We start from the raw sequence: 25,851 nt of genomic DNA, 5'->3' as shown, positions 1-25,851 counted from the left end.
GGGCCGGGACGAACCCGGTCCGCTTTCATTGATGTCCACTGGAAAACTGCCTTGACTACCTCCTTACGCATGCTCGGCCTGGCCGCAGCTCTGACCATGGCGTGCAACGCCAACGCCGACAGCTTCGTTTCCTCGGCCTCCAGCGCCGGCTCCCAGTCGAGCGGCAGCATTTCCGATTCGCTCAACGGTTCGAGCAACAGCTCCTCGCGCGACAACAAGGTGGCCAATGGCCCCTACCGCATCATCGACGTGGCCGCCGTGCCGGGCCGCGACGGCATGACGCGCCTGACCATGCAGGCCGACGCCACGGCAACGCCGCTGGTGCTGGACTTGCCGCAAGCGGCGCTCGACAAGCAGCAGCTGGCGCAAGGCGACGTGGTGCATGCGCAAAACCGCGCCTACGGCATCGAATTTTCGCGCAACGACACGCGCGCCGCCTTCTTCCTCGTGCTGGCCGATGACTGGTACGGCGAAATGGCCACGCGTCCCGTCAGCCTTTGATTCGTTTTCTCCCGCGAAGCCCGGCGCTGCTGCTGGGCGTTTGCGCCATCTTCAGCGCCGGCGCCGCGCAGGCAGGCACTTCGCTCGCCTCGTCGCGCTTTTGCGACCGCGCGCAGGAACTCACGGCCACGGAACAGGATCGCCTGTTGCGCTTTGCCGCCGTCGTGCGCGAGGAACTGGCCGCCAGCGAGGGCAGCGTGGCCCTGATCAGCCGCTCCGGCCTGGACCTGGCCCGCTTCGGCATCCGCTATTCGCACGCCGCGCTGGCCTGGCGCCACGACAACGACAGCGGCTGGTCCGCGCGCCAGCTGTACTACGCCTGCGATGAAGGGCGCCCGCGCATCTTCGACCAGGGCACGGCCGGTTTCGCCATGGGCACGAACAATCCATCGCTCGGCTATATCTCGCTCGTCAAACTGCCGGCGGAAACCGTGCCGCCCCTGCGCCGCGCGCTGCTCGACCCCGTGCGCGTGCAGCAATTGCTGGCGGGCCGCTACAGCGCCAACGCATACGCCTATAGCCTGAAATACCAGAATTGCAATCAGTGGGTAGCGGAAATGCTGGCCGCCGCCTGGGGCGAACTGGCCGCAGGCGGCGACTTGCGTGCGCGCGCCCAGGACTGGCTGCGCGCCGCGCCCTATGCGCCCGCCCCCGTCGACGTGGGTGCGCGCTGGCTGATGCTCGGTTCCATCTTCGTACCGCTCGTGCACATGGACGACCACCCGCCGGAAACCATCGGCACGATGCAGCTGTCAGTGAGCCTGCCGGCCAGCCTGGAAGCGTTCGCGCGCCAGCGCCTGCCCGCCAGCGAGCGCGTGGAAATCTGCCACGACGGCAAGCAGGTGGTGGTGCACCGGGGCTGGGATGCGATCGCCGACGGCTGCGTGCCCGGCGCGAACGACCGGGTCATCGCCCTCGACGATACGCCGCACAGCACTCCCTGACGCCAGTCCCTAGGCAGCTGCCAGCGCCGCTTCGACTTGGTCAAGCAGGCGCGCTGGTTCCACTCCCTGCCCCATCCGGCGGGCCACGTCGCCGCACGCCAGTGCGACCTCGGGCGCAGCCAGCAGGCGCGCCAGCTGCCGCCGCATGCGCCGTGCCGACAGCCGTTTGGCCAGCAAGACATCCCCCACGCCGAGCCGTTTGACCCGCCAGCCGTTATCGAACTGGTCGTACGCGAACGGCACGACCAGCTGCGGAATGCCCGCGCGAAAAGCGTCCGCGCTGGTGCCAATGCCGCCGTGGTGCACCACGGCCGCCACGCGCGGCAACAGGGCCGCAAACGGCGCGTGCGCCTGCCACAGGACGCTGGCCGGCAAGTGCTGCGGCACTTGCGCCGTATGGGGCGTAATGAACAGGCCGCGCCGCCCCAGCCGCCGCAAGACGTCCAGGGCGATGCTGAAATAGCGCTGCGCGTGCTGGTGGCCGGTACCGGGCGTAAACACGATGGGCGGCGCACCCTCGCCCAGAAAACGTTCCAGCTCCGGCGGCAGCGCCGCGGCGCCATGCGTGGCGGCGCCCGTGAAACCGGCTTGCACGAAATGCGGCGGCCAGTCCGCCTGCGGGGCGGCGAACCACGCGGGAAACAGCCCCAGCGAGGCATCCGGCGCGGCCAGCATGTGCGCAAAAAAATGCGACTCCGGCGGCAAGCCGTGCTGCGTACGCGCGGCATTCAGGCCGGGCAGCATCAGCGGGTCAATCATCGTGCGGTGGATTATCCGCCACAGGGCCTGGCGCCAGGCCAGCGGCACCCAAGCGGGAATGCGCAGGGAACCCGTGGTCAGCAAGTCATGGCTGCTGCACACATTCGATGGCGCCAGATACGCCGCGACGATGCGCAGGTCCGGGCGTACCGACCTGGCCAAGGCCGCCATCGGCACGAGGATGGGATGGCACAGCACCACGCACGCCTCGCCGGCCGGCAAGCCTTGCACGACGTCGCGCACGGCGCCCAGGTGCGGCACGAGGCCTTTCCATACCACGCCCCAGCCCTTGCGCTCATCCCACAGGCCGGGATCGTCCAGCATGGCCTGGCCCTCTTGCGCGCTGCCGAAGGTGTGATAGGGCAGACTTGACGCCCGCGCGGCCGCTTCCTGCCAGCCCGGCACCAGCAGCAGCACGCGCCGGCCCCGTTGCTGCAAGCCCTGCGCCAGCGCGATAAACGGTTGCATGTCGCCGCCCGTACCGCTGCTGGCCACGATGACGAGCGGCGTGGCGGCGGCCTGGCCCGCCAACAGGTCAGCTTGGAGCAGCATCGAGCGCTTCGCCGATCGCATAGAATCGCCCGCCGGCGATGTAGTGCAGGCTGCGCCACGATGGATCGGCGTCTTCGAAATGCCAGTGCCCGTCGCGGAACACGCGCGTGTCGGCCCAGGCGCCCACCACTTCGCCGATGAAGAGGTCATACGCGGCCTGGTTGTGCGGCTCGGGGATCAAACGGCATGCCAGCCACGCGGAACAGCCGGCCACGAACGGCAAATCAAAGCCGTCCATGTGCAACAGCCGCACGCCGGCGCGCGCCAGTTTGTCGGGTTGCGCATCGAGGCTGTGCGTGCCGACAGCGTGGGTCAGCTGCAACTGCGCCGCCGTCGGCACCTGGATGACGAACGTGCCGCTGCCTTCGACCAGCGCGCGCGTGCGCGTCGCCTTGTCCAGTACCACGGTCAGTTTCGGCGGAGAGAAATCGAGGGCGCAGGCCCAGGCGGCGGCCATCACGTTATCGATGCCGTCATGGCGGGCCGAGACGAGGATGGACGGGCCGTGATTGAGCAGCCGATACGCTTTTTCCAGCGGCACGGCGGCGATATGGTCCCGTTCATTTAGCGACAGCAGCATGTCCCACTGGTCGATGCCTGGCCCGAAGCCGTCCTGCGTCACCTTGACTGTCTGAAAGCCGAAGCGCGCATAAAAGGCCTGCGTATGCTGGCTGGTGTTCATGCTTACCTTGGCCACGCCCGGCACGGCGCGGATGGCGTCCAGGCGTGCCTGCGTCAACGCGCGGCCCAGTCCCTGGCCATGCAGATCCTGCGCCACCATGCCCCAGCACAGGCTGGCGACCGTACCGCCCGCATCGAGCGCATGGCCGCCGCAGGCGACGATGACCCCATCGCGTTCGATGACCAGGTACGGATGTGTCGAATTTTCCAGCCAGGCGGCAAAGCCCGCGCGCTCGGACGGGTCGAAAAAACGCGGCGTATTGCCGTCGAAAAGGGCCAGGCAGGCGTCGCGGTCGCCGGCCTGGTAAGGACGCACAGTTTGCATTTTTTGTACTCAAAAAAACATGAACGGCAATTATAAGGGGCGCGCGGTCAAGCCAGTTGCTCCGGGCCGACGACGTGCACGCCCGGCGCGCCAGCCAGCGCCGCTTCCAGCAAGGCGCTGGCGATATGCGGCGCGGGATTGATGCGCCAGCGGCGCGGCAGCACGGGGCCCAGCACGCGCAGGATGCGCAATGCGGCGCCCTCGCCTGCCCGCGCCACGGCGCGTGCGCCGCCGATCAGGCCCGGCCGCACGTGGGTCAGCGATCTAAAACCCTGCGCTTCGAGGTCGCGTTCCAAGTCTCCCTTGACCCGGTTGTAGAAAAAGCGCGAGGCCGCGTTGGCGCCGGCGGCGGAATTGAGCGCATACGTGCGCGTGCCGGCCGCCAGCGCCAGCCGCGCCGCGGCCAGCGGATAGTCATGGTCGACTCTGCGGAACGCCTGCCGCGTGCCCGCCACCTTCATGGTCGTGCCCAGGGTGCAGATGACGGCGTCCGCCTGCCACCAAGGGGCGTCCAACGGCAAGCGGTCGAAGTCGATGAGCGGCGCGTCCAATTTGGGATGCGCCGGCAAGGGCTTGCGCACGGGCGCGACGATGGCCGTGACGCGCAGGTCACTCAGCGCCAGGCGCAGCACTTCTCGGCCCACCAGGCCCGTGGCGCCTATCAGTATCAACTTCATTCCTTCTCCCGCATGCACTGGACGCCACACGATACAGCATCAGGCGCCCGCGTGCGTGTGATAGATCTTGTTCACGATGGTCCACTCGCCCTGCACCTTGAGCAGATTGAAAAAATCAGTGAAGCGAAAGCCCGAGATGTCGTCCGTATCGACGCGCGCACTGGCCGCCGTGCCCACGATATCGATCCGCGCGATGGCCGCCTTTGCCTGCGGCGATGGACGGAAGGCGCTGTCGATGATTTCGAACAGGCCTTCGATGGGCCCGCCCGTCAGCTTGTCTTCGCCGTCAACGCCGAAAATGGTGGCCTCGCCGCTGAAGGCCGGGCGCATGATGCTGCTGTCGGCCTGCGCGCCGCCCGCATTGTATTGATTCAGCACGGCGACGATGGCCTGGTAATCCTGCACATAAGTGGTGGTGTTCATGTTGCGCTCCTTGGTTGGGTGAAAAAAAAATCAGGACTGGCTGGCTGGCCAATCGGTGTAGCCGACGGCGCCGCCCCCGTAATACGCCGCGCGCGGCGCCACGGCCAGCGCCACGCCATGGCGCAGGCGGGCCACGAGGTCCGGGTTGGCGATGAAGGGACGGCCGAAGGCCACCGCATCGACCTTGCCGGTGGCGCGGCGCGCCTGCGCCAGCGGCAAGTCGTAATGGTTGTTGCCGATGTAGGGGCCGGTGAACAGCGCCCGCAACGCATCGAGGTCGACGCCATCGGGCACGTCGCGCGAGGTGGCCGTGGCGCCTTCGACGAAGTGCAGGTACGCCAATCCATGGCGGTTCAGTTGCTCGATCAGGTAGCCATAAGTGGCCATCACGTCGCTGTCGACGGGCGTGTTGCCCGCGTCGGGCGTGACGGGCGACAAACGGATGCCCACCCTTGCTGCACCCCACACGTTCACCACGGCCTGCGTCACTTCCAGGGTCAGCCGCGCGCGGTTTTGAATACTGCCGCCATACGCATCCGTGCGCCGGTTGGTGGAATCGCGCAGGAACTGGTCGAGCAGGTAGCTATTCGCCGAATGCACCTCGGCGCCATCGAAACCGGCGCGCAGCGCACATGCGGCCGCATGTGCATACTGGGCGACGATGCCGTCGATTTCCCGCGTTTCCAGCGCGCGCGGCATGGAGACATCTTGCATGCCGCTGGCCGTGTAGGTGCTGCCCTCGGCCCGGATGGCGGAAGGCGCGACGGGCGCGGCGCCATCGGGCTGCAAGCTCGTATGCGAAAAGCGTCCCACATGCCACAGCTGGCAGACGATCTTGCCGCCCGCCGCATGCACGGCATCCGTGACCAGCTTCCAGCCAGCCACCTGCTCGTCCGTCCAGATGCCCGGTGTCAGGGCATAACCGCGCGCCTGGGGCGAAATATTCGTCGCCTCGCTGATGATCAGGCCGGCGCTGGCCCGCTGGGCGTAATACTGGGCGTGCAAGGCGTTCGGCACGCCATCGTCGCCCATGCGGCTGCGCGTGAGCGGCGCCATGACGATGCGGTTGGCCAGGGCCAGCGCGCCAAGGTCGACTGGAGAAAATAAATCGCTTTCATGCTGTTCGCTCATCGTATTGCTTTCATATTGTGCGAGAGATCAAAATAACTGACCGGTCGTCTAGTTAATGATTAAAAAAAACGGCTACGCCAGCAGCCGTTGCGTGGTCGACATGGCGGCGTCGAACGGTCCGCCGTTCCTGGCCACCTTGACCATCAGCGAAGCGCCCAGCCACAGCTGGTACAGCGATTCGGCCAGCACGCGGGCCGGCGTCGCCGCCGTCACGGAACCGTCGAGGTGGCCCGCTTCGATGCACTGCGTCAGGCGTTCCAGGATGGCGCCCGTGCCCTGCCGCAGTACGGCGCCCATGTCCACGGACAAGTCGCACACTTCGGCGCCCAGCTTGACCACCAGGCATTTGCCTTCCGGCGCGCTGCCGGCCTGGGTCGCGCTCCAGTAGTCAAAATACGCGAGCAGGCGCTCGCGGGCATTGCCCGGGCCGTCCAGCAAGGCGTCGACCGTCTGCAGATAGGTGCTGAAGTAATCGTCGAGCAAGGCTTGGCCAAACTCTTCCTTCGACTTGAAGTAATAGTAGAACGAGCCTTTCGGCACGCCGGCCGCAGCCACCAGTTCGGCCAGGCCCACGGCCGTATAGCCCTTCTCGGCCATCAGGGCCTTGGCGATATCGATCAGATGCTGGCGCATGTCGGCGGAGGATTTTTTGCTCATGCGGCCAGTATAACAAGAAATCTGACCGGTCGTCTAGTAAACTGTCCCCTACTCCGCCATCACCCCAGGCGCAGCGCCAGCGCGGCCAGGGTCACGAGCAGCACGGGCACGGTCAGCACGATGCCGACGCGGAAATAGTAGCCCCAGGAAATGTGGATATTCTTGCTGTCGAGCACGTGCAGCCACAGCAAGGTGGCCAGGCTGCCGATAGGCGTGATCTTCGGTCCCAGGTCGCTGCCAATGACGTTCGCGTAGATCATCGCTTCGCGCACGGCCCCCTGCGCCGTCGTCGGGTCGATGGCCAGCGCGCCCACGAGCACCGTCGGCAGGTTGTTCATCACGGACGACAACAAGGCCGTCAGCACGCCCGTGCCCATCGCCGCGCCCCACACGCCGTACTGCGCAAAGTGGTTCAGCATGCCAGTCAGGTACGCCGTCAGGCCCGCATTGCGCAAGCCGTACACGACGAGGTACATGCCCAGAGAAAAGACGACGATCTGCCACGGCGCATGGCGCAGCACGTGGCGCGTGGAAATCACGTGGCCCCTGCCGGCCACCACCAGCAGCAGCGTGGCGCCCACGGCCGCGATCAGGCTGATGGGCACGCCCAAGTGCTCCTGCGAGAAAAAGCCCGCCAGCAGCAGCGCCAGCACCAGCCAGCCGGCGCGGAAGGTACCCAGGTCGCGGATGGCGGCGTCCGGGCGTTTCAGCTGTGCGACTTCGTAGTCGCGGGGGATATCCTTGCGGAAAAAGAGCAGCAAGGCGGCCAGGGTCGCCAGCACGGCGACGACGTTGACGGGCACCATCACGGACGCGTACTCGGCAAAGCCGATCTTGAAGAAATCGGCCGAGACGATATTGACCAGGTTCGACACCACCAGCGGCAGGCTGGCCGTGTCGGCAATAAAACCGGCCGCCATCACGTAGGCCAGGGTGGCCCTGGCGGAAAATTTCAGCGCACGCAAGATGGCGATGACGATGGGCGTCAGGATCAGCGCGGCGCCGTCATTGGCGAACACGGCCGAGACGAGCGCGCCCAGCAAGACCAGCAGCACGAACAATTTGCGTCCGCTGCCCCCGCCCCAGCGCGCCACGTGCAGCGCGGCCCACTCGAAGAAGCCGGCCGCGTCCAGCAGCAGGCTGATGATGATCACGGCAACAAACGTGCCGGTGGCGTTCCACACGATATGCCAGACGACGGGGATGTCGCCCCAATGGATGACGCCGGCCAGCAAGGCGACACAGGCGCCGATGACGGCGCTCCAGCCGATGCCCAGGCCGCGCGGCTGCCAGATGACAAGGATCAAGGTGGCGAGAAAGATGAGGAAAGCGGTGAGCATGGGCAGTCGTCCCGGGAAAAAGCGAGAATGATATTCAATATTTCAATACTACTGGAATTATCAAACAAATGTAAAGCAAGAAATGACCATTGCCGCCTGATCACTGGCTATACTGGGACGATGCGTGGGACGATGCTTGAGACGATGCATGGCCCGAGGCACGCCCCGCTCCCTCTGACCAACCAGGAAAGCATGCAAATGGCGCAATACAAAACTCCCGGCGTGTCCATCGTGGAAAAAAATGCGTTTCCCGATTCGGTCGTTGAAGTCGCGACGGCCGTGCCGGCCTTTGTCGGCTACACGGCCAGCGCCAGCCACGACGGCGAGTCGCTGCGCAACCAGCCGTGGCGCATCGCTTCGATGGCGGAATTTACAGCCTGCTTCGGCGGCGCGCCCATGCCCGGCTTCATGCTCGAGGCGGGCCACGCACCCGGGACGCCTGGCGGCGCGTCGTGCACGCTGCGTCAGGTCGCCGGCCACTTCCTGCTGTATCACAGCATGCAGCTCTTCTTCCAGAATGGCGGCGGCGCCTGCCATATCGTCTCCGTCGGCGATTATCATGACACGCCGGACATCGGCGCACTGCGCGCCGGCATCGATGCCCTGCTGCAGGAGCGGGAAGTCACGCTGCTGGCCGTGCCCGACGCCATGCTGCTGGCGTTGGACGACTGCCATGCGCTGCAACGTCACATGCTCATGCATTGTGGCCAGCAGATGCGCAACCGCTTCGCCATCCTCGACATCCACAATGGCGCGGCGCCTTTGACGGATGGGCCCGTGGCCGCTTTCCGGGAAGGCATCGGCAGCGACTCGCTGGCTTACGGGGCCGCCTACTATCCGTGGGTACAGGCCACGGTCGTTCCGCTGGACGAACTCAATTTCACCCACATCCGCACAAGCCACTGGGGCGCGCTGCAAGACCTGCTGCTGCAGGCGCTGGACGCCGGCGGGCAGCGGCAAGTGTCGGCCCTGTTCGAGCAAATGGCCATCGCGCATTCGTCAGAAAGCGCTCAAGCCAGCCGCATCGCGGCCATCGACCATGCACTGCGCGCCATGAGTCCCCTGTACCAGCAACTGCTGCTGGCCATGCACGGCCAACTCAATCTGCTGCCGCCAGGCGCCGCGATGGCCGGCCTGTACACCCTGACCGACAACACGCGCGGCGTGTGGAAGGCGCCGGCCAACGTGGGCATCGCTGCGGTCAGCGCGCCGGCCGTCAATATCACGCAAGATGAGCAGGAAGGCTTGAACGTGCACGGCACGGGAAAGTCGGTCAACGCGATCCGCAGCTTCGCCGGTCAAGGCCAAGGCACCCTGGTGTGGGGTGCGCACACGCTCGACGGCAACAGCCTCGACTGGCGCTACATTAACATTCGCCGCACCATGATCATGCTCGAGCAGTCGCTGCGCCTGGCCATCCAGGCCTATGTGTTCGAGCCGAACGTGGCCAGCACCTGGGTCACCATCGGTAGCATGGCGAGCAACTTCCTGACCGGCATCTGGAAGCGCGGCGGCCTTGCCGGCGCCTCGCCGAGCGACGCCTTCCAGGTGGAAGTCGGCCTCGGGACAACGATGACAGCCGACGACCTCCTGGAAGGTATCTTGCGTGTCAACATCCTGGTCGCCATCAGCCGCCCGGCCGAATTCATCGAGCTCACATTCCAGCAGCAAATGCAGAAATCGTGATACACCGGGCGGCGCCTGGCTGGCCTACTTGACTTACTTGAGCGCGATGGCGATATCGACCAGCCCCACCGCCCCGCTGCCGATGAGGGACGCCGCCGGCGTGGCCGCGCCGCCGCTCGGCACGGCCGCGCCCGTCGCCAGGTCGATGCGGTACAGGGAGCTCGGTCCCGTGGCCGATGTGCGCAAGGCCGCCAGGGCCAGGCCGTTGGCGCCGCCCGCGATATCGAAACCGACGTCGCCCGCCACGGCCACGCCCAGCGCGCCCACATTCACCAGGGTGCCGTCGTTGGGCGGATTTTGCAGGGCGAGCGCCGCGCTGGCCGTGTCGATATCGAACAGCATGGTCGCCGTCGTACCGGCAAAGCTGTTGCTGTAGGCGGCCGCCGTGACAGTCGGCGCCGCGCCCGCGCGGTTGATGGCGCCGTCGGTGGTCGTGGCGCCAGTGTCGACATTGATGCGCAGGCTTTGCCCCGTGTTGCCGATCACGCGCAGGCGGTCGGCGACGGGATTGAAATCGACGCCAAAAGCCGTGCCGGCGATGGCCGTGTACGGCGCGATGGCGTCCGCCGCATCGGCGGCCAGCGTCGCCTTGACGGTGACGGCGCCCGTGGCAGGATCGATGGTGACGATGCGCCCCGCCGACGATATCCCGTACAGCAAGCCGTCTTTCGGACGGATGTCAAAGCCCAGCAGGCGCTCGCCCGCCGCCAGGCCTGTGACGGCCACGTTGGCGTCCAGCGTGTTCGGCGTGGCCGTCTTGAAGGTGACGATGCGGGCGTCGTCCGTCAAGCCGTAGGCGACGGGCGCGGCCGGCGCTTTCAAGGCGATGCCGCGCAATTCTTCCGTCACGCCGACGGCCGCCACCAGGGTCGCCGGTGCCGTGCTGGCCGCCAGGTTCAGGGTGTACAGGTTGCGCGCGCCGGCTACCGTCATGACGGCGTAGCCCGTATTCGTGCGCGCATCGATGTCGAAGCCGGCCACGCCGGTGGCCGCCACGCCCAGCGGCACGGCGCCGGCCAGGGTGCCGTTGTTCGGCGGATTTTGCGTGTACAGCGTGGCGTTGGCCGCGTCGATGACAAATAAAGTGGTGCTGGCCGTGCCGGCAAAGCTGTTGCTGTAGGCCGCCGCCGTGATGGCCGTATTGGCGGCGCCGCCATTGATGGCGCCATCCGTGGTGGTGGCACCCGTGTCGACATTGATGCGCAGGCTCTGGCCCGTATTGCTGACGATGCGCAGGCGGTCGGCGACGGGGTTGAAATCGACGCCGAACTCCGTGCCGGCCAGCGTCGTGTAAGGCGCCGTCGCATCGCCCGCATCGGCCGCCAGGGTGGCTTTCACGGTGGCGGCGCCCGTCACGCCATTCAGGATGTAGATGCGCCCCGTGCTGCCGACGCCATACAGCTGGCCATCGGCGGGACGGAAGTCGATGCCCAGCAGGTTTTCGCCGGCCTGCAGGCCCGTCACTGTCGCCGTGCTGCGGATGGTGGCCGGCGTGGCGCGGTCGAACGACAGCAACTTGTTGCTGGCGGTGAGCACGAAGACATCGCCAGCCACCACCACGGGCGGCGGTGGCGTGACGACGACATCGTCGTGGTCGCTGCCACCGCCGCAAGCGGACAAGGTCATGGCGACGGCGGAAACAAGCAGCAGCTTGGCGAATGGCAAGGTTGGCAGTGGTGACATGGTCGTGGTCCCGATAAAGTGAGTGGAGGTGCCGCTCATGCCGCCGTTGCGGCGAGCGCACCCCTGTACTACTCGCCGTGCCCGCGTTTGGATGCAGCCATGCAAAAAAATTTATTTCGGCGCAATTTGTGCTTGTATTTAGGCAACTTTTTCAGTGTATAGTCCTGGACAGGATATCCAAAAACATGGGGCGGACTATGGCAATCGTGTATCAGACAACCGCATTGGGCGATGCGCAGCTGCGCGTAGCCCTGGTGGAACGCGGCAGCGCCGACCTGCTGGTGCATCGCGTGAGCAGCTTCGGCCTGGCGCGCAGCGACGCCCAATGGTTCGTCACCCGTGACCGCCAGAGCGCCACGGTAATCGTCTGCTTCACCTCGCAAGGCATGGCGCAGTTGAAAATCTGTTTTGTCGACAGCTACGGCGAAGCGGGCTGGCAAGTGCCACGCCCGCGCCATATCCAGCTGTAGCGCAAAAGGTCCGTACACACTGACTTGAAGGGAGCATCGCCATGGATTTGATCTTGTTGGAACCCGGCAACGGGGAGCTCGTGTTCGGCAAGACGCCGGGTGATGGCAATGCCGGCATCGACACCATCTGGCGCGACGCCGCTGCGCTGCAGGGCATGGGTCCATGCATCGAACTGGTCTCGCTGCACCAGGGCATGAAGCAGCAAATAACGACGGACGTCAGCAATTCTGCGCGCACATCCGGACGGCCCGTGATCACGGAATTTAGCTGCGTCAAATATGTCGACCAGACGTCCGTCAAGCTGTATGAACTGTGCCTGCGCGCCGAGCCGCTGGGCAGGGGTGCGACCCAGCCGACCAAGCTGTACATCGCCCGCAACGCGGGCGACAAGACGGTCAACATCATCACCATCTCGCTGCGCGACGCGCTGATCAGCGAAATCCAGCTGCAAACCCATCCCGACGACATGCCCACCGAACAGTTCAAGCTGAACTTTACGGAAATCCTCTGGAGCCACAGCGTGCAGCAGGCCGACGGCAAGCCCGGCCCCCAACACACGACAGGCTGGAGCCTGGCGCGCAACCGCCCGATCGGGGCCTTTACGGCATGATAAAGATGACCTTCGCCTGCTCGCCCCGGCAGTCCCGGCGTCCGGCATGGTAGACATTCAGCAAAACAACACGCGATAAGGATACCCGCATGAGCAACTACATCCGCATCGCCGGCAGCCCCGCCACCGGTATCGTACTGCTGGGCGACGATGGCACGGTGCGCAGCCTGGCCCAGGTCGAGCCGAACTTGTACTGGCGGGACTGTGCCAGGGCCCCTGGCTTCCTGCCTGGCGATACGGCGTTCGCCTGCCTGCTCGGCGACGGCGCCGGCTACACCACGCTGGTCCATGGCACGGCCATCCGTTTTCTCGCCGCCCTGGGCCAGCCGCTGGCGCGCTGGAAAGACGTCGCGGGGCCGCCTGCCGGCACCGGCATGGCCGGCCTGGCCGGCGACCATCACGGCTACCTGCTGCTGGCCGCCGATGGTCACGGCCTGTACCGGCTGGACAGGTCCGCCAATGGCAATGGTGAGTGGAATGCATGGGAGCGCTGCCCCGCCCCGCCCACGCTGTTGCGCGGCAAGGCCACCCTGATCGCCGGCGACTGGCAGCATGGCATGCTGGCGGTGGGCGACGGTGCGGCAGCAAAACTGGCGCGCGGCGACGACGCCTGGACGGCGCTGCCGCCGCCACCGCTGGCCATCGAGATGGTGTCGGGCAATTTCCATGATGGCTTCATCGCCTATGGCGAGGGGCAGCTGTGCATGCTGGACTCGGGCGCCCAGCCAAGGTGGAGTCGCCTGAGCATGCCAAACTTCGACTTGCGTGCCCTGTCCGGCAACCCGGTCCACGGCGTGGCCGCCGTGCTGGCCGATTCCAGCGGCCACGGCACCGTGGTCGCGTATGCCCTGCGTCCGGGACGGGAACCGTGGTCGCTGGCGCTGGCCCCGCCAAGGCCTGCCGCCTAGTCCCTACTCTTCCAGCCCGCCCCCCAGCGCCTTGTACAAGGCCACGGCAGACTTGAACTGGTCGCGCCGCGCGTCGAGCAGCGTCTGCTGCGCCGCATACGACTGGCGCTGCGCGTCGAGCAATTCCAGGCGGCTGTCCTGGCCCGCGTCGTAGCGCAGCTGCGACAGGCGCTGGCGCTGCTGCGCCGCTACCACCACGCGCTGCTGGGCATCGATCTGCTGCGCGTACGTGGCGCTGCCGGCCAGGCCGTCGCGCACGTCGCGGAAGGCCGACTGGATCGCCTGTTCGTACTGCAGCACGGCCACGTCCTTGCGCAGGCGCGACAGCTGCAGTTCCGCGCGCAGCTGGCCGCCCTGGAACAGCGGCTGCGTCACTTGCGGCGCGAACGACCAGCTGCGCGCGCTGCCGCGGAACAGGTCACCGAGTTCCGGACTGGCAAAGCCCAGCGACGCCGTCAGCGACAGGCGCGGGAAGAAGGCGGCGCGGGCGGCGCCGATTTCCGCATTCGCCGCCACCAGCGCGTATTCCGCCTGCAGGATGTCGGGCCGGCGCGCCAGCAAGTCCGACGGCAGGCCGGGCGGCAGCTGCGTCAGCACGGGCTGGCCGTCGAGCGGCCGGCCAGCCGGCAAGTCAGTCGGCGGCGGCGCACCGAGCAGCAATTCCAGGTTGTTGCGCGCCATGGCACTGGCCCGTTCGCGCGCCTGCACGTCCGCCTCCGCCGTGGCCGCCTGCCCTTGCGCCTGCGCCACGTCCAGGCCGCTGCCCTGCTGCGCGCCATGCAGGCGCTGCGTCAGGAGCAAGGCCTGGCGCCAGTCAAGCAGGGTTTGGCGGGCCAGCGCCAGCTGCTCTTCCGCCAGCCGCTGCTCCAGATACGCATCGGCCACGGCGCCGATCAGGGCCATGTGCGCGGCGCGCTGGCCCTGCTGCGTGGCCAGGTAGCGGGAAAACGCGGCATCGGACAGGGAGCGCAGGCGGCCGAACAGGTCGATCTCGAACGCGCTCATGGCGATGCCGGCAGTGAACTGATTCTGTGTCACCGCATCGGTGCCGCGCTGGCGCACGCCGCCCGCAGTCGCGCCGATGGCCGGATAGCGGCCCGCATCCTGGATCTGGTACTGGGCCCGCACGGCTTCCACGTTGAGGGACGCCACGCGCAAGTCGCGGTTGTTCTCCAGGGCGATGTCGACGAGGCGCTGCAGGCGCGCATCGAGCAGCATCTGGCGCCAGCCCAGGTCCGCCGCAGTGTCCACACTGCCCGGTGCGGAGACCTCGGCATACGCGGCAGGGATCGGCGCCGCCGGCTTGACCAGCGGCGGCGTCAATGAACACGCCGACAAGGCCAGCACGGCCAGGGGCGTGATAAAGAATAAACGCATTACAACTCTCCTTCCACCGCCTTGACGGCGATGCGATGACTGCGTTTGTTGAAGTACGTGCCCATCTTGTCGACGGCGCCCAGCACCACGACAAAGAACACGGGCACGAAAAACACGGCCAGCACGGTGGCGGTGATCATGCCGCCGAACACGCCCGTGCCGATCGCGTGCTGCGTCTCGGCGCTGGCGCCCGTGGCCAGCATCAGCGGCACGACGCCCAGCGCGAACGCCAGCGACGTCATCAAGATCGGGCGCAAGCGCAAGCGGGCCGCCTCCACGGTCGCTTCGACCAAGCCCTTGCCTTGCGCCTGCAACTGGCGCGCATATTCGACGATCAGGATCGCATTCTTCGCCGACAGGCCGATGATCGTGATCATGCCCACCTTGAAGAACACGTCGTTCGGCATGCCGCGCAACATCACGGCCAGCACGGCGCCCAATAATCCCAAAGGCACGACCAGCATCACGGAGACGGGAATCGACCAGCTTTCATACAGGGCCGCCAGCACGAGGAAGACCACCAGCATCGACAGCGCCATCAGCATGGGCGCTTGCGACGCCGATTCCTTCTCTTGCAGCGACTGGCCCGTCCACGCCAGCGCGAAGCCGGGTGGCAGCTGCTTCACGAGACGCTCCATTTCCAGCATGGCGTCGCCGCTCGATACGCCCGGTGCCGCACTGCCCGAAATGCGCGCCGCAGGGTAACCCTGGTAGCGCACCAGCTGCAGCGGCGACTCGCTCCACACGGGGCGCACCAGCTCGCCCAGCGCCACCATGCCGCCCGCGTTATTGCGGATGCGCAGGGCCAGCACGTCGTTCAACTGCATGCGCGACGGCGCATCGGCCTGGATGATCACCTGCTGCATGCGGCCGGCATTCGGGAAATCGTTGACATAGGTCGAGCCCATGGCCGCCGTCAGCATGTCGGCAATGGCCGTAAACGACACGCCCAGCGCTTCGGCCTTGGTGCGGTCGATATCGAGGCGCACGCTGGCGCCGGGCGGCAAGCCGTCCGGATACACGCCCGCCACCTTGCCGCTTTGCGCGGCCAGGCCCAGCAACTGGTTCTGCGCCGCCTGCAAAGCAGCGACACCCTGGTTGGCGCGGTCTTGCAGGCGCAGGGAAAAGCCGGACGAGTTGCCCAGTTCATCGATGGCGGGCGGCATCAGGCTCATGATGACGCCCTCCTTCGCCTGCGACATGGCGGCCTGCGCCAGCGCCACTTCTTCCTGCGCCGTGGCGCCGTTGCGCTGTTTCCAATCCTTCAGCATGGTGAAGGCCAGGCCCGCGTTCGGGCCCGCGCCGGAAAAACTGAAGCCAAGAATAGACTGGTTCACTTCGATACCGGGCCGCGTGGCCACGTGCTGCTCGTACAGCTTGACGACGTCGAGCGTGCGCTCCATCGTCGCGTCGGACGGCAGCTGGATCGAGGTGATGAAGTATCCCTGGTCTTCCTCCGGCAAGAAGGCCGACGGCAGCTGCATGAAAGCCACGCCCAGCGCCGCGACGATGGCGCCATACAGCACCATCGAGCGGCCCGCGCGTTTCACCATCGCCACCACGCCTTTTTCATAGCGGGCCGTCATGCGTTCAAACTGGCGGTCGAACCACAGGAAGAAGCCCTTCTTGTCATGGTCGTGCGGACCGATGGGTTTGAGCATGGTGGCGCACAGGGCCGGCGTCAGGGTCAACGCCAAAAACGCCGAGAACAGGATCGACACGGCCATGGCCAGGGTGAACTGGCGGTAGATGGCGCCTACGGAACCGCTGGCCAGGGCCATCGGGATGAACACGGCCGTTAGCACCAGGGTGATGCCCACTACCGCCCCCGTGATTTCACGCATGGCTTTCGACGTCGCCTCCTTCGGCGACAAGCCTTCGGTCGCCATCAGGCGCTCGACGGCTTCCACCACGACGATGGCATCATCGACGATGATGCCGATGGCCAGCACCATGCCGAACATGGTCAGCACGTTGACGGAATAGCCGGCCATCAGCATGACCGTGAACGTACCCATCAGGGCAATCGGTGCGACGATGGCGGGAATCAGCGTATAGCGTATCTTTTGCAGGAACAGATACATGACGAGGAAGACCAGCACCATCGCTTCCAGCAAGGTGACGACGACCTTCTCGATCGAGATCTTCACGAACGGCGCCGTATCGAACGGCACCGAATACTTGATCCCGGCCGGCATGGTGTGCGCCAGTTCGGCCATGCGCGCACGCACGGCGCTGGCCGTCTGCACGGCGTTGGCCCCCGGCGACAGCATGACGGCGGCGCCCGACGCGGCTTGCCCGTTTTCGCGGATGCTGAAATTGAAGCTTTGCGCGCCCAGCGAGACTTTCGCCACGTCGCCGATCGTCACTTTCGAGCCGTCCGCATTCGCGCGCAGGACGATGGCGGCAAATTCGGCCGGCGTTTGCAGCTGGCCCTGCACCGTCAGCGGGATGGTCACGCGCTGGCCGTGCACGGCGGGCGAGTCGCCCAGGCGGCCCGGGGCGATCTGCGCATTTTGCTGCGCGATGGCGGCCGTCAGCTCGCCCATGGCGATGTTGTACGACACCAGCTTGGCCGGATCGACCCAGATGCGCATGGCGCGCTCGGAGCCGAACAACTGCACCTTGCCCACGCCGGGAATGCGGCGCAGTTCTTCCGTCACGTTGCGCGCCAGGTAGTCGCCCAGCGCCACTTCATCGTGCTGGCCATTGTCGGAAATCAGGCTGACGATCATCAGGAAACCGGACGACGCCGACTCCACCGTCAAGCCGTTTTGCCGCACGGCTTGCGGCAGGCGCGGTTCGATGGCTTTCAGGCGGTTTTGCACGTCCACCTGGGCCATTTCCGGATCCGTGCCCGGCTGGAAGGTGACGGTGATCGAGGCAGAACCCGAGGTATCGGTCGACGACTCGAAATACAGCAGGTGCTTGACGCCCGACAGTTCGCGTTCGATCAGGCCCACCACGGAATCGTTCATGGTTTGCGGCGTGGCGCCAGGGTAGTTGGCGCTGATGCTGACGCTGGGCGGCGCCACCGAGGGGAAGCGCGCAATCGGCAATTGCGGTATGGCGATCAGTCCGAACAGGACGATGAAGACCGCCACCACCCACGCAAAGACGGGGCGGTTGATGAAAAATTGAGGCATGTCGTTAAACTTTCATGGTATTCAAATGGCGCATCAATGCACCTTGGCGGCAGCAGTTGCCGCAGTTGCAGCCACGGCGGCGGCACGCTTCCACGGCTGCGGCGCGGCGGTGGCGCCCGGCTGCAAGCGTTCCTGGCCTTCGATGACGACGGTTTCGCCCGCCTTCAAGCCGCCGTTGACTACGTACTGGTGGTCGATCACATCACCCACGGCGATGGTTTTCAGGCTCGCTTTGTTCGTGCCATCGAGGACCCAGGCCTGCGCCTGGCCGCCGCTGCTGTGCAAGACGGCCTGCTGCGGCAGCAGCACGCCATTTGCCTGCACGGCGCGGGCGATGCGGGCGCGCACGAACATGCCAGGCAAGAGCTGGCGCTGCGGATTGTCGACCAGCACGCGGATGACGGCGTCGCCCGTGCCCGCATCGACGCTGATGCCCGAGAACAGGATGCGGCCCGTGACGGGGTGCGGCTGGCCATCGGCCCCCAAAATGGTCACGGGCAGCTTGTCCGCGCCCCCGTTGCCCGAGGCTTGCAAGGCGGCCAGCGCGGCGGCCGGCTGGCGCACGTCGACATACACCTTGTCGATCTGCTGGATGCGCGCCATCGGCGTCGCATCGGCCAGGCCCACGAGCGCCCCTTCCGTCACCAGTTCGGAGCCGATGCGTCCGGCAATCGGTGCTTCGATGCTGGCAAAGGCCAGGTCCAGGCGGCGCCGCGCCAGGGCGGCACGCGCCTGCGCCACGGTGGCCACGGCTTGCTCGCGCTGGGCCACGGCGTCGTCATACGCCTGGCGGCTGATGGCGTCCGCTTCCACCAGCGGTTTTAACCTGTCGGCCTGGCTGCTGGCGCGGTTTGCCGTGGCCACCGCATGCTGCAGGGCGGCGGCGGCCGAATCGACGTCCGCCTGGAACGGCGCCGGATTGAGCTGGAACAGCTTCTGTCCCGCTTTCACTTCGGCGCCCTGCTCGAACTGGCGGCGCAGCACGATGCCGCCCACCTGCGGACGGATGTCGGCCGTGCGGAAGGCGGCCACCCTGCCCGGCAATTCGTCGCTGAGGACGACGGGCGCCGCTTGCAGCTTGAGCACCGTGACGGCGGCGGGCGGCGCGGCGCCTTCTTCCGGCGCAGGCTTGGAACAGGCGGCAAGACTGAGCAGTGCCGCGGCGATCAACGTGTTTTTCCTGGTGAGGTACTTTACTGGCATGACTTTTCTCTATGGCTGATCCCAACCGGCAGTCCGGTCGACAGATAACAAGAGCATAGAAGGCCAACGTGGATGTTCCGTCAAAGAAATGTGGAGATTCGATGGAGACAGCGAAGAATGCTAGACTAATTGCATGAACTATCATCACAGCGCCAGCCAGCCCTCCTTCCTTGCCACCACGCCGCCTTCCGCTCTCGTCCTGATCGCCGAAGATGAACCGCAAATCGCCCGCATTCTCGCCGGCTACCTCGAGCGCGACGGCTACCGCACGGCCTTTGCGCACGATGGCCAGGAAGCGCTGCAGCAGCACCTGGCGCTGGCGCCGGACCTGCTGCTGCTCGACGTGCAAATGCCCCGTGTGGATGGCTGGGGCGTGCTGGCCGAAGTGCGGCGGCGCGGCGAGACGCCCGTCATCATGCTGACGGCGCGCGACCAGGATGCGGACAAACTGGCCGCCCTGCGCGTGGGCGCCGACGACTACATCATCAAGCCCTTCAATCCGGCCGAAGTGGTGGCCCGCGTGGCGGCCGTGCTGCGCCGCTCGCGCGTGCGCCACCACCCGGTGGGCGGCCAGCGCCTGCGCTGCGGCCCCATCGAAATCGACCAGGAAACCTATGTGGCCAGCGTGCTGCAGGATGGCATGGCCCAGCCTCTCATGCTCAGCCTGACGTTGACTGAATTTCGCCTGCTGGCCCACCTGGCGCGCACGCCGCGGCGCGTCTGCAGCCGCCTGGAATTGCTCGAGTCGTGCATGCCCGAGAGCAATTCGATGGAACGCACGGTGGACAGCCACGTCAGCAAGCTGCGCAAGAAACTGGAAGAAGCGGGCGTGATGAACATGCCGGCCAGCCTGCGCGGCGTAGGCTACCGCCTGGAAAGCGATCTCTGATGCGCTTCACAGGCTTGAACCGGCAGATCATCCTGTCGATGTCCGTGCTGATGGTGTGCAGCATCCTGATCATCTGGATCGGTTCCTGGACCTTCTTCGCCATCGCCTTCAAGATCGATCCCGGCATGCTGTCCGAGCCGGACGACTGGTCGCCGACGACGGCCGAATGGCTGTGGATCTTCGCCATCACCATCTTCGGCCTGGGCCTGGCCGCGTTTTTCGCCCTCAAGCTGGCTTCGCGCATCCTCAAACCGATCAACTCCGTGATGGACAGCGTGCGCCGCGTGGCCCATGGCGACCTGTCCGCGCGCGCCTTCGCGGGCGACCGCAGCCTGGGCGAGACGGCCATGCTGGTCGATGACTTCAACAGCATGGCCGAGCGCCTGCAGCGGGCGGCCAAGGAAAGCGAAACGTGGAACGCGGCCATCGCGCACGAACTGCGCACGCCCGTGACTATCCTGCGCGGCACCTTGCAAGGCGTCGTCGACGGCGTCTTCAAACCCGAGGAAGTGCCGTTTTCCAGCCTGCTGGCGCAAGTCGAAGATCTGGGCCGCCTGATCGAGGATTTGCGCACCCTGAGCCTGGCCGACAGCGGCCACATGCAGCTGCGCATGGCGTGGACGGACCTGACCCTGGAAATCGAGGAAGTGGGCCGGTTGCTGGCGCAGGAAATGGAAGCGGCCGGTTTTACCCTGCAACTGCACCTGTCCGACCATCCCGTCTGCTGCGACGCGGCGCGCATCCGGCAAATCGTGCTGGCCCTGCTCGACAACGCGCGCCGCTATGCGCATCCGGGCCTGCTGCGCGTGCGCACCCGCGTGCTGGCCGGCCAGTATTATCTGAGCGTCGAGGATGCGGGTCCCGGCATTGCCGACGAACTGGCGCCGTACGTGTTCGAAGCATTCCGCCGCGGCGACAGCGCCAGGGTCGACCTGAACGCGGGCAGCGGACTGGGGCTGGCCGTGGTCGAGGCCATCGCCCGCGCCCACGGCGGCAGCGCCGTCTGCACGCGTGGCAAGGCGGGCGGCAGCCTGTTCACCATCAAGTGGCCGGTCGAGCATGCGGCGCCGCCGCCCGCTGGCTAACTACGCCGGCGCGCGCAGCATGTCGACAAAGGCGCGCAAAACGGCCGGCATCTGCCGCCGGCTCGGGTAGTACAGGAAATAACGGGGCGGCGGCGGCAGGCAACTCTCCAGCACGCACGCCAGGCGGCCCGCCGCGATATCGGCGCGCGCATCGGCCTCGTACACATACGCCAGCCCCGCGCCATCGCGGGCCGCGCGCAGCATCAATTCATCGTCATCGAACACGAGCGGCCCGCCGACGGCGATGCTGACGCCCTCGCCTGCCTGCTCGAACTCCCACGCATACTGGCGCCCGCTGGGAAAACGCCGGCCTATGCAGGCGTGGTTCAGCAGCGCGCGCGGCGTGGCTGGCGCGCCATGCGCGGCCAGGTAGGCGGGCGACGCCACCACCACGAACGGTTGCGGCGCGCCCACGGGCACGGCGATCATGTCGGCCGCCACCTGCTCGCCGAAGCGGATGCCCGCGTCAAAACCGTCGCGCACGATATCGATCATGCCGTCATCGGTCACCACTTCGACCTGCACGCGCGGATAGCGGGCGACAAAACTGGCCAGCATGGGCGCGAGCAGCAAGCGGGCGGCCGGACGGGGCACGTTCAGGCGCAGCTTGCCTGCAGGCACATCCTGCAAGGTACTCAAGTCAAGCAAGGCATCGTCGATTTCGCGCATGGCCGGCGCCAGCCGCGCCAGCAGCAACTGGCCCGCCTCCGTCGGCGTGACGCTGCGCGTCGTGCGGTTGAGCAGGCGCACGCCCAGCCGCTCTTCCAGCGCGCGTAGCGCATGGCTAAGGGCGGAGGCGGACACGCCCCGTTCCAGGGCCGCCTTGCGAAAACTGCGCAGGCGGGCGACGGCGGCAAAGGCCGTCAATTCGTTGAGGTCAGCCATCATTCATGAGTTTCATTCAGCAATACATGCAGGATAAGCTATCTTATCGCATGCTGTGCGCCCGCCCATACTCTGTGTTCCAACTATTAAAGAGGAATGCAATGGACAATCACAGAACACTGGGCAACTCCGGCTTGCGCGTCGCCCCCATCGGCCTGGGCTGCATGGGCATGAGCTTTGCCTACGGCGGCGCGGACGACGCCACCTCGCTGCGCGTGCTGCACCGCGCCGTGGAACTGGGCGTGACCCTGATCGACACGGCGGAAGTCTACGGTCCCTACGCCAACGAGGACTTGGTAGGCCGCGCCCTGAAGGAACTGCGCGGCAAGGTCCACATCGCCACCAAGTTCGGCTTCAAGATCTTGCCTCACGGCCAGGGCGTGGAACGCATGGCGGGCGTCGACAGCCGCCCCGAGCACGTCGTCCGGGCCGTGGAAGCGTCGCTGTCGAGGCTCGGCATCGAGTGCATCGACTTGCTGTACCAGCACCGCGTGGACCCCGCCGTGCCCATCGAAGACGTGGTCGGCGCCATGGCCGATCTGGTGCGGGCAGGCAAGGTACGCCACCTGGGCCTGTCGGAAGTGTCGGCCGCCACCCTGCGTCGCGCCCACGCCGTGCACCCGATTGCGGCCGTCCAGTCCGAATACTCGCTGTGGAGCCGCGACGTGGAAGCCGACGTACTCCCCGCCTGCCGCGAACTGGGCGTCGGCTTCGTGCCCTACAGCCCGCTGGGCCGGGGCTTCCTGACGGGACAACTCACATCCGGCGCCGCGCTGGCGCCAGACGATTACCGCCACAGCCTGCCCCGCTTCCAGCCGCCCGCGATGGCGGCCAACGCCCACCTCGTTGCCGAATTGCAGCGCCTGGCGGCCGCGCGCGGCGCCACGGCGGCGCAATTGGCCCTGGCCTGGCTGCTGGCGCAAGGTACCGACATCGTGCCGATTCCCGGCGCCCGCAGCCTGGTCCACCTGGAAGAAAACGTGGCCGCCGCGCAGATCACCCTGAGCGACGCCGAGCTGGCCGCCATCGGCGCCGCCATTGCGCCCGCCAGCGTACAGGGTGCGCGCTACCCGGACGTGGAGCTTGCCATGGTTGGCCTGTAGACAATCATGCTGGAGTGCGCTAGCTTGAGTATGACAAGCAATTCTTTGCCCCTTTGCACTTGAAATGCCTGAATCCGCTATCATTTCCAATCTGAACTATTCATTATGAAAGGGATTTATATGTCCGATTTGCTCGAAACACTGCAATGGCGCTACGCCACCAAGAAAATGGACCCGACGAAAACGGTGCCGCAAGACAAGGTCGAGCGCATTCTGGAAGCCGTGCGCCTGACGGCCAGCTCCAGCGGACTGCATCCTTACGAAGTCTTCGTCGTGACGAATCCGGCCCTGCGCGAGCAGATCAAGCCGCACGCATGGAACCAGTCGCAAGTGACGGACGCCTCGCACCTGCTGGTATTTGCCGCCTGGGACAACTACACGGTAGAACGCATCAACGCGCGCTTTGACCTGGTCAATGAAGTGCGCGGCTTCAAAAACGAAGGCTGGGAAGCGTACCGCCAGCAAATCCTGGCCGCGTATCCGCAGCGCGATGCGGAAACCAACTACCAGCACGCGGCGCGCCAGGCGTACATCGGCGTGGGTACGGCCCTGATCGCCGCAGCGCAGGAAAAAGTCGATTCGACGCCGATGGAAGGTTTTGATCCGGCCAAGGTCGACGAGATCCTGGGCTTGCGCGAAAAAGGCCTGCGCTCCGTCGTCATGCTGCCGCTCGGCTACCGCGCCGACGAAGGCGACTGGCTGGTGGACCTGAAAAAAGTGCGCCCTGCGCGCGAGCAATTCATCACCGAGCTGGCCTAAGCGCCTCGTTTGTGACTGAAAAGCGGATGCCCTCACCGGCATCCGCTTTTTTCATTCACGCCGCCTGCGGAAAACGCACCGTCACCTGCAGTCCCCGCCCCGCCTCGCCTTCGGCCAGCGCGATGTCGGCCTGGTGGTGCTCGGCGATGTGGCGCACGATGGACAAGCCCAGGCCGCAGCCCCAGGCGTCGTTGCCGTCGGGGCGGAAAAAGCGGTCGAACAGGCGCGCATGGTGCTGTTGCGGCACGCCGGGGCCGTTGTCGGACACACGCAGCAGCGGCCTGCCCTCTTCCAGCGCCGCCTGCAAATCGACCCTGCCGCCCTGCTGCGTGTAGCGCAAGGCGTTGTCGATCAGGTTATTCAGCAACACTTGCAAGCCGTCGGGATCTGCTTGCACCAGCACCCTGGCCGGCGGCGTTTCCAGCACGCCCAGGTCGATGTCGCGGCTGTCGGCCAGTGCGCTGTGGTCGGCCACGGCCGCTTCCAGCAATTGGCCCAGGTCCACCGTGTGCAGCTGGCTGGCCGTGAGCGCCGTTTCATGGCGCGCCAGGCTGAGCAGTTGCCGCACGAGGTGCGTGCTGCGGTCCAGCCGTTCGTGCAGCCGTGCCAGCGCCACGCGGCGTTCCTCCTCGCTGCCGGCCCGCTCGGCCACTTGCAACTGCAGTTTCAGCGCCGTCAGCGGCGAGCGCAATTCATGCGCGGCATCGGCGACAAAGGTGCGCTGCGCCGTCAGCGCCGCCTCGAACTGCCCCATCAGGCTATTCAACGCCAGCGCCACGGGCCGCAGTTCGGGCGGCATGTCGTCGGCCGCCAGCGGCGTCAAGGCGTCCGGCGAGCGTCCCGCCACGGATTCGGCCAGCCGGTGCAGCGGCGCCAGCGCGCGCCCCACGACGGCGACGATCAGCAGCGCCAGGATCAGCGCGAACACCAGCAGCGGCGCGCCGGCGCGCGTGGTCATCTGCCATGCCAGCTGGTCGCGCACGGCCTGCGCCTGCGCCACCTGCACGTAGCGGCCGCGCCGCGTCTCGCCATACAGGCGCCAGTCCTCGCCGTGCAATGTGACATCGGCAAAGCCGGCCAGCGCATAGCGCGGCAATGCCGGCTGGCCCTGCAGGACGGGCAAGGGCTGTCCATCCTCGTCCCACGCCTGCAGCACGAACGCTTCTTCCGGGTCTTGCGCGGCGGCCAGGCCCGCCTGCGGCTCGAACTCGTCGGGCAAGGCCACGGCCAGCTGGCGCAGCTGCAAGTCGGCCAGCTCATTGGTTTCTTCCAGCAGCGAGCGGAACAGCGAAATGCCGGCGCCGAGCACGCACAGCAAGGTGGCGGCCAGCAAACCGAGCAGCAATTGGCGGCGGATGGTCAGCATGCTGCCAGCCGCATCTTGTAGCCCACGCCGCGCACGGTCTGGATGCAGTCCGCGCCGAACTTCTTGCGCAGCTGGTACACGTACACGTCGACGGTATTGCTTTCCACTTCACAATCCCAGCCATACAGCTTCTCGCTCAGCTGACGCTTCGACACCACCTTGCCCGGATGGTCGAGCAAGGCGCGCAGCACGGAAAACTCGCGCGGCGGCAATTTGATCAGTTCTCCCTCGAACGTGACGTCGTGGCTGGCCAAATCGAGTATCAGCGCGCCATGCTCGATGACGGAGCGCGAACGGCTGACCCGGCGCCGCAGCAGCGCGCGGATGCGCGCCAGCAGCTCGTCGAGGTCGAACGGCTTGACCAGGTAATCGTCGGCGCCGCTGTCGAGCCCGTCGACGCGGGCCGGCGTGCCGTCGCGCGCCGTGATGATCAGCACGGGCAACTCGGCGCCCCGCGCGCGCATGCTGCGCAGCACCTCCATGCCCTCCTTGCCGGGCAAGCCCAGGTCCAGCAGCATCAGATCGTAGGCGAAACCGGCCAGCGCCAGCTCCGCATCGTGGCCGTCGCGCACCCAGTCCACGGCATAGCACTCGCCGCGCAAGCCCTCGACCAGGCTTTCCCCGATCATCGGATCGTCCTCCACCAGCAACACGCGCACCTGGACCTCTCGCAGTCTTGAAAATACCGCT

Annotated in this window: 24 protein-coding genes and 1 pseudogene; 10 read left to right on the top strand and 15 right to left on the bottom strand. The window is 66.4% G+C overall.

The window, feature by feature from the left end; genetic code table 11:
• Nucleotides 1-69 precede the first annotated feature (69 nt).
• Together VM94_RS19795 and VM94_RS19790 are read left to right on the top strand one after the other, a co-directional pair.
• Nucleotides 70-501, top strand: coding sequence for a hypothetical protein (locus VM94_RS19795; protein WP_034788152.1), 432 nt, complete (start codon nt 70-72; stop codon nt 499-501).
• Nucleotides 498-1,445 carry a DUF2145 domain-containing protein gene (locus VM94_RS19790; RefSeq protein WP_409929570.1) on the top strand — a complete coding sequence of 316 codons (948 nt, stop codon included), beginning with the start codon at nt 498-500 and terminating at the stop codon, nt 1,443-1,445. Before VM94_RS19795 ends, VM94_RS19790 begins: the two co-directional genes overlap by 4 nt.
• A gap of 9 nt (nt 1,446-1,454) precedes the next feature.
• Here VM94_RS19790 and VM94_RS19785 read toward each other — a convergent pair whose 3' ends face one another.
• The 8 genes and pseudogenes from VM94_RS19785 to VM94_RS19755 all read right to left on the bottom strand — a co-directional run bounded on the left by VM94_RS19785 (nt 1,455) and on the right by VM94_RS19755 (nt 7,990).
• On the bottom strand, nt 1,455-2,756 hold the full coding sequence (locus VM94_RS19785) for a glycosyltransferase (RefSeq protein WP_046685001.1): 1,302 nt from the start codon (nt 2,754-2,756) through the stop codon (nt 1,455-1,457).
• Nucleotides 2,740-3,336 (bottom strand): flavin reductase family protein, encoded by a 597-nt coding sequence (locus VM94_RS29140; protein WP_046685538.1) that lies wholly within the window; start codon nt 3,334-3,336, stop codon nt 2,740-2,742. The genes VM94_RS19785 and VM94_RS29140 overlap by 17 nt, the downstream gene beginning before the upstream one ends.
• Nucleotides 3,337-3,381: 45 nt before the next feature.
• Nucleotides 3,382-3,762: pseudogene (locus VM94_RS29135) on the bottom strand (GNAT family N-acetyltransferase); the annotation flags it as partial.
• A gap of 47 nt (nt 3,763-3,809) precedes the next feature.
• Nucleotides 3,810-4,439, bottom strand: coding sequence for an NAD(P)H-binding protein (locus tag VM94_RS19775; protein WP_046685000.1), 630 nt, complete (start codon nt 4,437-4,439; stop codon nt 3,810-3,812).
• A gap of 39 nt (nt 4,440-4,478) precedes the next feature.
• Nucleotides 4,479-4,862 carry a nuclear transport factor 2 family protein gene (locus tag VM94_RS19770; protein ID WP_046684999.1) on the bottom strand — a complete coding sequence of 128 codons (384 nt, stop codon included), beginning with the start codon at nt 4,860-4,862 and terminating at the stop codon, nt 4,479-4,481.
• Nucleotides 4,863-4,892: 30 nt separating this feature from the next.
• Nucleotides 4,893-5,993, bottom strand: a complete 1,101-nt coding sequence (locus tag VM94_RS19765; protein ID WP_046684998.1) for an alkene reductase — start codon at nt 5,991-5,993, stop codon at nt 4,893-4,895.
• A 72-nt stretch (nt 5,994-6,065) separates the two neighbouring features.
• Nucleotides 6,066-6,650, bottom strand: a complete 585-nt coding sequence (locus tag VM94_RS19760) for a TetR/AcrR family transcriptional regulator (protein ID WP_200899239.1) — start codon at nt 6,648-6,650, stop codon at nt 6,066-6,068.
• Nucleotides 6,651-6,709: 59 nt separating this feature from the next.
• Nucleotides 6,710-7,990: an arsenic transporter gene (locus tag VM94_RS19755; protein WP_046684997.1), complete on the bottom strand. Its 1,281-nt coding sequence runs from the start codon at nt 7,988-7,990 to the stop codon at nt 6,710-6,712.
• Between the two features lie 198 nt (nt 7,991-8,188).
• On the opposite strand from VM94_RS19755, the gene VM94_RS19750 reads away from it, so the two are divergent.
• Nucleotides 8,189-9,676, top strand: coding sequence for a phage tail sheath family protein (locus VM94_RS19750; protein WP_046685536.1), 1,488 nt, complete (start codon nt 8,189-8,191; stop codon nt 9,674-9,676).
• Nucleotides 9,677-9,709: 33 nt separating this feature from the next.
• Here VM94_RS19750 and VM94_RS19745 read toward each other — a convergent pair whose 3' ends face one another.
• Nucleotides 9,710-11,359 (bottom strand): DUF4394 domain-containing protein, encoded by a 1,650-nt coding sequence (locus VM94_RS19745; protein WP_046684996.1) that lies wholly within the window; start codon nt 11,357-11,359, stop codon nt 9,710-9,712.
• Between the two features lie 197 nt (nt 11,360-11,556).
• Between VM94_RS19745 and VM94_RS19740 the strand changes: the two genes are divergently transcribed.
• The 3 genes from VM94_RS19740 to VM94_RS19730 all read left to right on the top strand — a co-directional run bounded on the left by VM94_RS19740 (nt 11,557) and on the right by VM94_RS19730 (nt 13,348).
• Nucleotides 11,557-11,829: a DUF6150 family protein gene (locus VM94_RS19740; RefSeq protein ID WP_046684995.1), complete on the top strand. Its 273-nt coding sequence runs from the start codon at nt 11,557-11,559 to the stop codon at nt 11,827-11,829.
• A 41-nt stretch (nt 11,830-11,870) separates the two neighbouring features.
• Nucleotides 11,871-12,440, top strand: coding sequence for an Hcp family type VI secretion system effector (locus VM94_RS19735; protein ID WP_046684994.1), 570 nt, complete (start codon nt 11,871-11,873; stop codon nt 12,438-12,440).
• 89 nt (nt 12,441-12,529) lie between these two features.
• Nucleotides 12,530-13,348, top strand: coding sequence for a hypothetical protein (locus VM94_RS19730; protein WP_046684993.1), 819 nt, complete (start codon nt 12,530-12,532; stop codon nt 13,346-13,348).
• Between the two features lie 3 nt (nt 13,349-13,351).
• On the opposite strand, the gene VM94_RS19725 is transcribed toward VM94_RS19730, so the two are convergent.
• From VM94_RS19725 to VM94_RS19715, 3 genes are read right to left on the bottom strand one after another with little or no spacing between them, the layout of a single operon-like run.
• Nucleotides 13,352-14,725: an efflux transporter outer membrane subunit gene (locus VM94_RS19725; protein WP_046684992.1), complete on the bottom strand. Its 1,374-nt coding sequence runs from the start codon at nt 14,723-14,725 to the stop codon at nt 13,352-13,354.
• Entirely contained in the window at nt 14,725-17,871 is a 3,147-nt protein-coding gene (locus tag VM94_RS19720) for an efflux RND transporter permease subunit (RefSeq protein ID WP_046684991.1), read from the bottom strand. Before VM94_RS19720 ends, VM94_RS19725 begins: the two co-directional genes overlap by 1 nt.
• 33 nt (nt 17,872-17,904) lie before the next feature.
• Nucleotides 17,905-19,074 (bottom strand): efflux RND transporter periplasmic adaptor subunit, encoded by a 1,170-nt coding sequence (locus tag VM94_RS19715; protein WP_046684990.1) that lies wholly within the window; start codon nt 19,072-19,074, stop codon nt 17,905-17,907.
• A gap of 133 nt (nt 19,075-19,207) precedes the next feature.
• On the opposite strand from VM94_RS19715, the gene VM94_RS19710 reads away from it, so the two are divergent.
• Both VM94_RS19710 and VM94_RS19705 read left to right on the top strand, forming a co-directional pair.
• The gene (locus VM94_RS19710; protein WP_046684989.1) at nt 19,208-19,963 is read left to right on the top strand and encodes a response regulator; all 756 of its coding nucleotides are present in this window, start codon (nt 19,208-19,210) and stop codon (nt 19,961-19,963) included.
• Nucleotides 19,963-21,048, top strand: coding sequence for an ATP-binding protein (locus VM94_RS19705; protein WP_046684988.1), 1,086 nt, complete (start codon nt 19,963-19,965; stop codon nt 21,046-21,048). Before VM94_RS19710 ends, VM94_RS19705 begins: the two co-directional genes overlap by 1 nt.
• Here the strand turns inward: VM94_RS19705 and VM94_RS19700 are convergent, their stop codons facing one another.
• Nucleotides 21,049-21,936: a LysR family transcriptional regulator gene (locus tag VM94_RS19700; RefSeq protein ID WP_313902974.1), complete on the bottom strand. Its 888-nt coding sequence runs from the start codon at nt 21,934-21,936 to the stop codon at nt 21,049-21,051. It abuts the gene before it with no gap.
• A gap of 98 nt (nt 21,937-22,034) precedes the next feature.
• Here VM94_RS19700 and VM94_RS19695 point away from each other — a divergent pair, with 98 nt between their 5' ends.
• The gene (locus VM94_RS19695) at nt 22,035-23,036 is read left to right on the top strand and encodes an aldo/keto reductase (protein WP_046684987.1); all 1,002 of its coding nucleotides are present in this window, start codon (nt 22,035-22,037) and stop codon (nt 23,034-23,036) included.
• Between the two features lie 120 nt (nt 23,037-23,156).
• Nucleotides 23,157-23,795 (top strand): NAD(P)H-dependent oxidoreductase, encoded by a 639-nt coding sequence (locus VM94_RS19690; protein WP_046684986.1) that lies wholly within the window; start codon nt 23,157-23,159, stop codon nt 23,793-23,795.
• A gap of 55 nt (nt 23,796-23,850) precedes the next feature.
• Here the strand turns inward: VM94_RS19690 and VM94_RS19685 are convergent, their stop codons facing one another.
• On the bottom strand, nt 23,851-25,161 hold the full coding sequence (locus tag VM94_RS19685; protein WP_046684985.1) for an ATP-binding protein: 1,311 nt from the start codon (nt 25,159-25,161) through the stop codon (nt 23,851-23,853).
• Nucleotides 25,155-25,820, bottom strand: a complete 666-nt coding sequence (locus tag VM94_RS19680) for a response regulator transcription factor (RefSeq protein ID WP_046684984.1) — start codon at nt 25,818-25,820, stop codon at nt 25,155-25,157. Before VM94_RS19680 ends, VM94_RS19685 begins: the two co-directional genes overlap by 7 nt.
• Nucleotides 25,821-25,851 lie beyond the last annotated feature (31 nt).

Source organism: Janthinobacterium sp. KBS0711, assembly GCF_000988085.1.
Classification (GTDB): Bacteria; Pseudomonadota; Gammaproteobacteria; order Burkholderiales; family Burkholderiaceae_D; genus Janthinobacterium; species Janthinobacterium lividum_E.
This window is presented reverse-complemented; position numbering and strand designations above follow the sequence as displayed.

Excerpts from the sequence above, each read along its gene's own strand:
- VM94_RS19705 (WP_046684988.1), top strand. The coding sequence starts at position 19,963 with ATGCGCTTCACAGGCTTGAACCGGCAGATCATCCTGTCGATGTCCGTG.
- VM94_RS19725 (WP_046684992.1), bottom strand. The coding sequence starts at position 14,725 with ATGCGTTTATTCTTTATCACGCCCCTGGCCGTGCTGGCCTTGTCGGCG.
- VM94_RS19765 (WP_046684998.1), bottom strand. The coding sequence starts at position 5,993 with ATGAGCGAACAGCATGAAAGCGATTTATTTTCTCCAGTCGACCTTGGC.
- VM94_RS19715 (WP_046684990.1), bottom strand. The coding sequence starts at position 19,074 with ATGCCAGTAAAGTACCTCACCAGGAAAAACACGTTGATCGCCGCGGCA.
- VM94_RS19695 (WP_046684987.1), top strand. The coding sequence starts at position 22,035 with ATGGACAATCACAGAACACTGGGCAACTCCGGCTTGCGCGTCGCCCCC.
- VM94_RS19740 (WP_046684995.1), top strand. The coding sequence starts at position 11,557 with ATGGCAATCGTGTATCAGACAACCGCATTGGGCGATGCGCAGCTGCGC.
- VM94_RS19760 (WP_200899239.1), bottom strand. The coding sequence starts at position 6,650 with ATGAGCAAAAAATCCTCCGCCGACATGCGCCAGCATCTGATCGATATC.
- VM94_RS19755 (WP_046684997.1), bottom strand. The coding sequence starts at position 7,990 with ATGCTCACCGCTTTCCTCATCTTTCTCGCCACCTTGATCCTTGTCATC.
- VM94_RS19770 (WP_046684999.1), bottom strand. The coding sequence starts at position 4,862 with ATGAACACCACCACTTATGTGCAGGATTACCAGGCCATCGTCGCCGTG.
- VM94_RS19710 (WP_046684989.1), top strand. The coding sequence starts at position 19,208 with ATGAACTATCATCACAGCGCCAGCCAGCCCTCCTTCCTTGCCACCACG.
- VM94_RS19775 (WP_046685000.1), bottom strand. The coding sequence starts at position 4,439 with ATGAAGTTGATACTGATAGGCGCCACGGGCCTGGTGGGCCGAGAAGTG.
- VM94_RS19720 (WP_046684991.1), bottom strand. The coding sequence starts at position 17,871 with ATGCCTCAATTTTTCATCAACCGCCCCGTCTTTGCGTGGGTGGTGGCG.
- VM94_RS29140 (WP_046685538.1), bottom strand. The coding sequence starts at position 3,336 with ATGCTGCTGTCGCTAAATGAACGGGACCATATCGCCGCCGTGCCGCTG.
- VM94_RS19685 (WP_046684985.1), bottom strand. The coding sequence starts at position 25,161 with ATGCTGACCATCCGCCGCCAATTGCTGCTCGGTTTGCTGGCCGCCACC.
- VM94_RS19690 (WP_046684986.1), top strand. The coding sequence starts at position 23,157 with ATGTCCGATTTGCTCGAAACACTGCAATGGCGCTACGCCACCAAGAAA.
- VM94_RS19795 (WP_034788152.1), top strand. The coding sequence starts at position 70 with ATGCTCGGCCTGGCCGCAGCTCTGACCATGGCGTGCAACGCCAACGCC.
- VM94_RS19750 (WP_046685536.1), top strand. The coding sequence starts at position 8,189 with ATGGCGCAATACAAAACTCCCGGCGTGTCCATCGTGGAAAAAAATGCG.
- VM94_RS19785 (WP_046685001.1), bottom strand. The coding sequence starts at position 2,756 with ATGCTGCTCCAAGCTGACCTGTTGGCGGGCCAGGCCGCCGCCACGCCG.
- VM94_RS19700 (WP_313902974.1), bottom strand. The coding sequence starts at position 21,936 with ATGATGGCTGACCTCAACGAATTGACGGCCTTTGCCGCCGTCGCCCGC.
- VM94_RS19745 (WP_046684996.1), bottom strand. The coding sequence starts at position 11,359 with ATGTCACCACTGCCAACCTTGCCATTCGCCAAGCTGCTGCTTGTTTCC.
- VM94_RS19735 (WP_046684994.1), top strand. The coding sequence starts at position 11,871 with ATGGATTTGATCTTGTTGGAACCCGGCAACGGGGAGCTCGTGTTCGGC.
- VM94_RS19730 (WP_046684993.1), top strand. The coding sequence starts at position 12,530 with ATGAGCAACTACATCCGCATCGCCGGCAGCCCCGCCACCGGTATCGTA.